At 66.3% G+C, this 1,776-nt stretch carries 2 protein-coding genes; both read left to right on the top strand.

Annotated features, from left to right (window positions below):
• The first annotated feature begins 63 nt into the window (after window positions 1-63).
• The gene (locus ACIPIA_RS15525; RefSeq protein ID WP_400510852.1) at window positions 64-1,236 is read left to right on the top strand and encodes an isovaleryl-CoA dehydrogenase; all 1,173 of its coding nucleotides are present in this window, start codon (window positions 64-66) and stop codon (window positions 1,234-1,236) included.
• A 126-nt stretch (window positions 1,237-1,362) separates the two neighbouring features.
• Window positions 1,363-1,776, top strand: a 414-nt coding sequence (locus ACIPIA_RS15530) for a gamma-glutamylcyclotransferase family protein (protein WP_400510850.1), incomplete at its 3' end; no start/stop codon positions are given.

Consider the following 1,776-nt stretch of genomic DNA (forward strand, 5'->3'; position numbering starts at 1 on the left):
CCGGGCCGCTATAACGGACGCAAAGGAGGCCCAGCCTCCAGCCATCTGCCGGGAGGTTCCGCCATGCTCGCCAACGCACCGCGCCCGTTCAATTTCGACCTCGGCGAGACCGCCGACGCGATCCGCGACACCGTCCATGCCTTCGCGCAGGAGAAGATCGCCCCGCGGGCCGAGGAGATCGACCGCACCAATCAGTTCCCGCGCGACCTCTGGCCGGAGATGGGCGCGCTCGGCCTGCACGGCATGACGGTCGAGGAGGAATATGGCGGCACCGGCCTCGGCTATCTCGAGCACTGTATCGCGGTCGAGGAAGTTTCGCGCGCCTCGGCGTCGGTCGGCCTCTCCTACGGCGCCCATTCCAATCTTTGCGTCAACCAGATCCGCCGCAACGGCAACGAGGCGCAGAAGCGCAAATACCTGCCGGGCCTCATTTCCGGCGAGCATGTCGGCGCGCTCGCCATGTCGGAGCCGGGCTCGGGCTCAGACGTGGTGTCGATGCGCACCCGCGCCGACAGGAAGGGCGACCGCTACGTCCTCAACGGCAACAAGATGTGGATCACCAACGGCCCGATCGCCGAGACGCTCGTCGTCTACGCCAAGACCGACCCGGAGGCCGGCCCGCGCGGCATAACCGCCTTCCTGATCGAGAAGGGCATGAAGGGGTTTTCGACCCATCAGAAGCTCGACAAGCTCGGCATGCGCGGATCCGACACCTGCGAGCTCGTCTTCCAGGATTGCGAAGTGCCGGAGGAGAACGTGCTCGGCTCGGTCGGGCGCGGCGTCAACGTGCTGATGTCCGGCCTCGACTACGAGCGCGTCGTCCTGGCAGCCGGGCCACTCGGCATCATGCAGGCGGCGTTGGACGTGGTCATGCCCTATGTCCATGAGCGCAAGCAGTTCGGCCAGTCGATCGGCGAGTTCCAGCTCGTCCAGGGCAAGGTCGCCGACATGTATGTCGCGATGAACTCCTGCCGCGCCTATGTCTATGCCGTCGCCAAGGCCTGCGACCGTGGCGAGACCACCCGCGAGGATGCCGCCGGAGCCATCCTGATCGCCGCCGAGAAGGCGACGCAGGTCGCGCTTGATGCGATCCAGCTGCTCGGCGGCAACGGCTATATCAACGACTACCCGACCGGCCGCCTGCTGCGCGATGCCAAGCTCTACGAGATCGGCGCCGGGACCAGCGAGATTCGCCGCATGCTGATCGGCCGGGAATTGTTCAACAAGACGAAGTGAGGGCTGCGAGGCCGTCATGCCCGCCCTCGTGGCGAGCATCCACGTCTTGACCTCGCTCCTGGAACAGCGAAGACGTGAATGGTCGGGGCGAGCCCGGCCATGTCGGGAAAGCCTGCGACCGGAACCATGCCCCTCTATTTCGCCTATGGCCTCAACATGGACCCTGTCGGGATGGCGCAGCGCTGCCCGAACTCGCGGCCGCTCGGCCCCGCCCGCCTGCCCCGCCACCGCTTCATCGTCACCCGCGACGGCTATGCCTCGGCCATCCGCGATCCGCGCGACGAGGTGCACGGCGTGCTCTGGGACTGCTCGCTCGGCGACGTGCGCGCCCTCGACAAGTTCGAGGACATCGGCAGCGGGCTCTATGTGAAGATCAGCCAGCCGGTCATCGTACCGGGCGGCGCCAAGCGCGCGCTGATCTATATCGGCCGCTCCGCCGATCCGGGAAAACCCAAGCCGGGCTACATGGAAACAGTCGTCGCCGCGGCAAAACACTTCGATCTGCCCAGCACTTACATCGCCAACCTGAATCGCTTTCTG

This window comes from Allobosea sp. CER48 (assembly GCF_044752385.1).
In the GTDB taxonomy this organism is placed as follows: domain Bacteria; phylum Pseudomonadota; class Alphaproteobacteria; order Rhizobiales; family Beijerinckiaceae; genus Allobosea.

Bases quoted from the DNA above. Each gene is read 5' to 3' on its own strand.
- ACIPIA_RS15525 (WP_400510852.1), top strand. From the start codon at position 64: ATGCTCGCCAACGCACCGCGCCCGTTCAATTTCGACCTCGGCGAGACC.